7 protein-coding genes are annotated in these 6,000 nt (G+C 71.5%); 5 read left to right on the top strand and 2 right to left on the bottom strand.

Annotation, left to right across the window (positions count from 1 at the left end; translation table 11 throughout):
- Nucleotides 1–39 precede the first annotated feature (39 nt).
- Nucleotides 40–792 carry a SigE family RNA polymerase sigma factor gene (locus tag ACFPZI_RS06790; protein WP_381359466.1) on the bottom strand — a complete coding sequence of 251 codons (753 nt, stop codon included), beginning with the start codon at nt 790–792 and terminating at the stop codon, nt 40–42.
- A gap of 320 nt (nt 793–1,112) precedes the next feature.
- Between ACFPZI_RS06790 and afsQ1 the strand changes: the two genes are divergently transcribed.
- The 5 genes from afsQ1 (at nt 1,113) to ACFPZI_RS06765 (ending at nt 5,540) form a co-directional block, all read left to right on the top strand.
- Nucleotides 1,113–1,790 (top strand): two-component system response regulator AfsQ1, encoded by a 678-nt coding sequence (afsQ1, locus tag ACFPZI_RS06785; RefSeq protein WP_381217121.1) that lies wholly within the window; start codon nt 1,113–1,115, stop codon nt 1,788–1,790.
- Nucleotides 1,791–2,088: 298 nt separating this feature from the next.
- A complete protein-coding gene (locus tag ACFPZI_RS06780; RefSeq protein ID WP_381359570.1) occupies nt 2,089–3,846 on the top strand; it encodes an ATP-binding protein in 1,758 nt (585 codons plus the stop codon).
- Complete coding sequence (locus tag ACFPZI_RS06775; protein WP_381359463.1) at nt 3,843–4,469, top strand: hypothetical protein; 627 nt, start codon at nt 3,843–3,845, stop codon at nt 4,467–4,469. Before ACFPZI_RS06780 ends, ACFPZI_RS06775 begins: the two co-directional genes overlap by 4 nt.
- A 142-nt stretch (nt 4,470–4,611) precedes the next feature.
- Complete coding sequence (locus ACFPZI_RS06770) at nt 4,612–5,193, top strand: VanZ family protein (protein ID WP_381359460.1); 582 nt, start codon at nt 4,612–4,614, stop codon at nt 5,191–5,193.
- Between the two features lie 143 nt (nt 5,194–5,336).
- Nucleotides 5,337–5,540: a PspC domain-containing protein gene (locus tag ACFPZI_RS06765; protein ID WP_381359457.1), complete on the top strand. Its 204-nt coding sequence runs from the start codon at nt 5,337–5,339 to the stop codon at nt 5,538–5,540.
- Nucleotides 5,541–5,650: 110 nt separating this feature from the next.
- Here the strand turns inward: ACFPZI_RS06765 and ACFPZI_RS06760 are convergent, their stop codons facing one another.
- Nucleotides 5,651–5,938 (bottom strand): ATP-binding protein, encoded by a 288-nt coding sequence (locus ACFPZI_RS06760; protein WP_381359454.1) that lies wholly within the window; start codon nt 5,936–5,938, stop codon nt 5,651–5,653.
- Between the last annotated feature and the right edge of the window lie 62 nt (nt 5,939–6,000).

Below are 6,000 nucleotides of genomic sequence, written 5' to 3'. Positions count from 1 at the left end.
CCCTCGGTTCCCCGTTTCCCCCGTACTCCCCCCGTACCTTCAGGCGACCAACTCGCCGAAGGCGTCCTCCTCGTCACGGCCGAAGCTGAGCACCTCGTCGTCGCGCAGCCGGCGGAGCGACCGCCAGATGCTCGACTTCACCGTGCCGACACTGATGCCGAGGATGTCCGCGATCTCCGGGTCCGTACGGCCCTCGTAGTAGCGCAGGACCAGCATGGTGCGCTGGAGTTCGGGCAGCCGGGCCAGCGCCTGCCACAGAACCGCGCGCAGCTCGGTTCCGCGCATCGCGTCCGTGTCGCCCACCGTCTCCGGCAGTTCCTCGGTCGGGTATTCGTTCAGCTTGCGGCGGCGCCACGCGCTGATGTGCAGGTTGGTCATGGTGCGGCGGAGGTATCCGCCGACCGCGGCCTTGTCACTGATCCGGTCCCACGCCCGGTAGGTCGAGAACAGGGCGCTCTGCAGCAGGTCCTCGGCCTCGAAGCGGTCACCGGTCAGGTGATAGGCGGTCGCGTACAGGGAGGCGCGTCGCTCCTGGACGTAGGTGGTGAACTCCACCTCCGACAGCGAACGGCGCTCCCCCTGCTCCTCCCCGTACGCGCTTCCCCCGTGCGTTTCCCCCGTGTTCCCCGTGCCCCCCGTGGGCGCGTCGATCACCGCCATGAAGCCGGTGTGACGCCCGGTACCGCGACCGCACCCCCGTTTGGTCGCGGCACCGGCCTTCTCGTCACCTCGGTGCACGTCGTGCAGACGCGTGACAACCGCGCTGTTGCTGATGCCGTGCAGCGTGTTCATCTCGCGCCCCCCGTCGTGGACTTCCGGTGTGCTCGCCTTGCTGTGCTGCTTGCTGTCCTGTTCGTGCTGTGACGCTTGTGCTGTTCTGCTTGTCGTTCCGCTGTGCTGCCTCGCTGATGACCAAAAGCTTGCCGGGGCGACTTCATCACCGTGTCCGCCGACTGTCACAGGCCTGTCACAGGGGCCGTCCGTGGCGCGGAGCCGCCGTCGCACACACCTTCTCCACCGGCGTCGGTGCACGTAGCCGCCCTTATCCGGTCCCAACGGGCATCTGCCCCCACGGGTCGGACAGGGAGCCCTCCATGGGCCAGAATGAGGCTGTGCCTTCCCTGTTGCTGATCGAGGACGACGACGCCATCCGCACGGCCCTGGAGCTCTCACTGACACGCCAGGGTCACCGCGTGGCGACCGCTGCCAGCGGTGAGGACGGTCTGAAGCTGCTGCGCGAGCAGCGGCCGGATCTGATCGTGCTGGACGTGATGCTGCCCGGCATCGACGGATTCGAGGTGTGCCGGCGCATCCGGCGCACCGACCAGTTGCCGATCATTCTGCTGACCGCGCGCAACGACGACATCGACGTCGTGGTCGGCCTGGAGTCAGGCGCCGACGACTACGTGGTCAAACCCGTGCAGGGCAGGGTGCTGGACGCCCGGATCCGGGCGGTGCTGCGCCGCGGGGAGCGGGAGTCCAGCGACTCGGCGAGCTTCGGCAGCCTGGTCATCGACCGCTCCGCGATGACCGTGACGAAGAACGGCGAGGACCTGCAACTGACGCCGACCGAGCTGCGCCTGCTGCTCGAACTGAGCCGGCGTCCGGGCCAGGCGCTGTCCCGGCAGCAGTTGCTGCGGCTGGTGTGGGAGCACGACTACCTGGGCGACTCGCGGCTCGTGGACGCCTGCGTCCAGCGGCTGCGCGCCAAGGTCGAGGACGTCCCGTCGTCCCCGACCTTGATCCGTACCGTGCGCGGTGTCGGCTACCGACTGGATCCGCCCCATTGAACCCTCCCCCGGCTGAAGCAGAGGGATTCCTGGCTCAAGCAGCTCATTCGCTCAGCGGGCGAGCGAGTCCGACGCTCTCCGCACCAGCCGGGACGGAACCTGCCCGGTTGCCCGTCAGGACAAAAGGTGCGCGTGCTGGGCTCTCGTACCGCACGACGGTCACCCCACTCGACCATGTGGGCGGTTTTTCGCCTTTGGGGCGAAACCCTGTTCCTTGCCCTGCTCCGCAGGAGCCCGTTTTCTTCCCCGGCTGCAGCCGGGAGCGTCCCCGGAGGTTTCCGTGACACAGAAGCACCACGTGCCACAGGAGCACCCAAAGGGGTCCCGCGGCTGGTCCGCGGCGCGCAAGGGCATCTGGTCACGGCTGCGCTTCACCAGCCTGCGGCTGCGGCTCGTCGTCGTGTTCGGGCTGGTCGCGCTCACCGCGGCGGTGTCCGCGTCGGGCATCGCGTACTGGCTCAACCGCGAGGCGGTGCTCACCCGCGCCCAGGACGCGGTCCTGGGCGACTTCGAGCAGGAGATGCAGAACCGGGCGGGTGCGCTGCCCGAGCGGCCGACGCAGGAGGAACTGCAGTACACCGCGGTCCAGATGGCCAACAGCAGCCAGCGGTTCTCGGTGCTGCTGATCGCCGGGGACCCCCAGGGCCGTACCGTGTACGGCAGTTCGGGCGGGCTGAGCGGCTTCTCGCTGCAGGACGTGCCGGTCTCGCTGCGCGAGGCGGTGAACGAGCGGCAGAAGATCACCTCGACCAACACGTACGCGTACCACCTGTACTGGCAGCGGATCGTCGACGGCGACACCCCCTATCTGGTGGCGGGCACCCGGACGATCGGCGGCGGGCCGACCGGTTTCATGCTCAAGTCACTGGAACCGGAGGCCAAGGACCTCAACTCGCTCGCCTGGTCGCTGGGGATCGCCACCGGGCTCGCGCTGATCGGCTCCGCGCTGCTGGCGCAGGCCCTGGCGACGACCGTGCTGAAGCCGGTGCAGCGGCTCGGGGTGGCCGCCCGGCGGCTCGGCGAGGGCAAGCTGGACACCCGGCTGCGGGTGTCGGGCACGGACGAACTGGCCGACCTGTCACGGACGTTCAACAAGGCGGCCGAGGCGCTGGAGAAACGGGTGGACGACATGGCCGCCCGGGACGAGGCGTCCCGCCGGTTCGTCGCGGACATGAGCCACGAGCTGCGCACCCCGCTGACCGCGATCACGGCCGTGACGGAAGTCCTCGAGGAGGAGCTGGAGTTCGAGGGCGGCGGCATCGACCCGATGATCGAGCCCGCCGTACGGCTCGTGGTCAGTGAGACGCGGCGGCTCAACGACCTGGTCGAGAACCTGATGGAGGTCACCCGCTTCGACGCGGGCACCGCCCGTCTCGTCCTCGACGACGTCGACATCGCCGACCAGATCACCGCCTGCATCGACGCCCGTGCCTGGCTGGACGCGGTCGAACTGGACGCGGAGCGCGGCATCCACGCCCGGATCGACCCGCGCCGGCTGGACGTGATCCTCGCCAACCTCATCGGCAACGCGCTCAAGCACGGCGGCTCTCCGGTGCGGGTGTCGGTGCGGGAGGAGAGCGAGGACGGGGACGGAGGCGACCGTTCGGGCGGCGTGGGCGGCGCCGAGGCAGTGGCGGACGACGTCGCGGACGACGGGGCGGACCCCGGGATCGGCACTGAAGGCGGAGGCGGAGGCGGAGGCGGAGGCACGATGATCATCGAGGTGCGGGACCAGGGGCCGGGCATCCCCGAGGACGTCCTGCCGCATGTCTTCGACCGCTTCTACAAGGCCAGCGCCTCCCGGCCGCGTTCCGAGGGCAGTGGGCTCGGCCTGTCCATCGCGATGGAGAACGCCCATGCCCACGGCGGCGAGATCACCGCGGCCAACGCCCCTGGGGGCGGCGCGGTGTTCACGCTGCGGCTGCCGCGCGACATCTCCGCGCTGATGGAGGAGGAGGCCGAGGACGCGCGGGAGCGCACGGGCGGCACCTCCGGGAAGGCCGGCGGCGGCAAGGGTGGCACCCGGCGTGAGAACGCCGAGGGGGACGCCCGATGAACATACGACCGATACGCATGGGCCGCTTCCCCGGGCTGCTCGGCGTCACCGCGCTCGGTGTGCTGCTCGCCGGGTGCGGTATCCGGGCCACCGAGGTGCCGACCGACTTCGGTCCGGCGCCCTCCCGGGTGCGCTGCTCGCAGGCCGAGGCGGACGGGGCCTCACCGCCCGCGCAGGGCCTGCCGGCGCAGGTGTTCCTGCTCTGCGGCTCGTCCCTGGTGGCCGTCGACCGGACGGTACGGGTGCCGGACGGGGCGGCGGACTCCGGGCAGCGGCGCGCCCAGGTGGCGCAAGGGCTGCTGGACCAGCTCTCGGCGCCGCCGACGCCCGCCGAGAAGGAAGCCGGGTACACCACGAACGTACGGGGCGGGACGACCGTGAGCGGTCCGCGGCCCGGCGACCCTCAGGACGCCCTGCGTCTGAGCATCCCGCCGGAAAGCCTGACGTCCTACGCGCTCGCGCAGATCGTCTGCACGTTCTCCGACTCGGCGGCGGCCGAGGGCGACGGCTCGGTGACCCTGGGCGGCCAGGACGACGAGCGGGCGCGCCGCTACCGGTGCACGGACGAGGTCCGGACCCGTCCGGGCAGGGAACCCCCGTCCACGGCGGTCACCGACGGGTGAGGCTCCCGGTGGCGCGTCGGGCGCGCTCCGGGCGCGTACGCGGCCTGCGCACGGCCTGCGCACGGCACTGTGGCGCATGCCTCACCCGACCGGCGGGGTCCCACGCGGAACCGATCCCGCCGGGGGCCGCGTCTAGGGGTTCGTGCAGCGTCAAGGCCCCGTCGGCGGCACCGCCGCGTTCCGTATCCGTGTGACAGGAGGTCTCCTCCTGGCCGCGTATCTCGTGTTCGTCGCCTGGTGCACGCTGCGCCCTCTGCACGTCCCCTGGGTGATGCCCTCCAACCTGCGCCCCTTTCACGGCATCCGGGCGGACTTCGCGCTGGGCTGGGCAACGGGGGCCCGCCGGGTCGCCGAGGGGCTGGCGCTGTTGGCGCCGCTCGGTGTGCTGCTGCCGATGACGGGGGGCAGGCTGACCGTCTCACCGATGGGTTCGCTGATCCGCACCATGACCGCGGCGGCGCTGCTGTCGCTGGGCATCGAGATGCTGCAGACCGGGGTGCCGGGCCGGGTCGTGGACGTCGACGCGCTGATGCTGAACACCCTGGGCGCGGCCCTCGCGCATGCCGCCCTGGTGCCGGCGGGCCGCGCCTGGCTGCGCCGCCGGGCCCTGCACCGTGCCGGGGCGGAGATCCTCCGGGAGGAGCCGGCTCAGGGTCGGACCCCGACGATTGCCAGGGTCGGGGTCGCCCCCTGGAGTGACGCTTTGCCCCCTTCGTCTCCGTAACGTGGGGTGCACAGGAACAGCCGCACGGAAGCCGGCCGGAACAGCCCCGGACCCGGGCCCAGGCCCGGCGTCAGTCCCGGAGCCGTTGACGGACCCCCGGCACCCGTGGGCCACTCGGGTGCACGACCACGAAGGAGTTCACAATGTCCCGCCTCGCCCGCCCCACCGACAACCGCGTGATCGGCGGCGTGTGCGCCGCGCTGGCCCGCCGCTTCGGCACCTCCGCGACCACGATGCGGGTCATCTTCCTGGCCTCGTGCCTGCTCCCCGGTCCACAGTTCCTGCTCTACATAGCGCTGTGGATCCTGTTCCCGTCGGAGGACAAGGTCCGGACGAGCGCCTGGTGAGGCCCGCACCCTCCCCGTGAGCACGCCGATGGGGCGCCCCCGGTCCGGGGGCGCCCCATCGGTCGCAGGTCCGCCGGGGACAGGCCCGGGGCAGGACGCTCCTGCGAACGTCAGCCGACGGGCAAGCCGTTGACGGAGCCCTGCAGCGGCAGGCCGCCGAGCAGACCGGCGACCGGCTGCGCCGGGCCGCCGGCGAGCTGCTGTCCGGTCTCCACCGCCTGCCCCGCTTCCGGCAGCACGCCGGAGAGCTTCTCCGCCGGAAGGGTCTGGGTGGCGGTGTCCAGCGCCGGAAGGGCGTCCGGAACGGCCGGGGCGGCGGTGGCGGCACCCGCACCGGCGGCGGCGAAGGCGGCACCGAGCGCGGCGACACCGAGGGTCTTGGCAGCAGACTGCTTCATGAAGATGTTTCCTCGACATGGGGATACGGGGATGTGAGCGGTCCGGCGACCGTAATCAGACG

The sequence above is a fragment of the Streptomyces chlorus genome (assembly GCF_042655885.1).
Lineage (GTDB): Bacteria > Actinomycetota > Actinomycetes > Streptomycetales > Streptomycetaceae > Streptomyces > Streptomyces chlorus.
Note: the sequence above shows the minus strand (reverse complement) of the source record. Positions and strands in the feature narration are given on the sequence as shown.

Bases quoted from the DNA above. Each gene is read 5' to 3' on its own strand.
- ACFPZI_RS06790 (WP_381359466.1), bottom strand. From the start codon at position 792: ATGAACACGCTGCACGGCATCAGCAACAGCGCGGTTGTCACGCGTCTG.
- ACFPZI_RS06775 (WP_381359463.1), top strand. From the start codon at position 3,843: ATGAACATACGACCGATACGCATGGGCCGCTTCCCCGGGCTGCTCGGC.
- ACFPZI_RS06765 (WP_381359457.1), top strand. From the start codon at position 5,337: ATGTCCCGCCTCGCCCGCCCCACCGACAACCGCGTGATCGGCGGCGTG.
- ACFPZI_RS06760 (WP_381359454.1), bottom strand. From the start codon at position 5,938: ATGAAGCAGTCTGCTGCCAAGACCCTCGGTGTCGCCGCGCTCGGTGCC.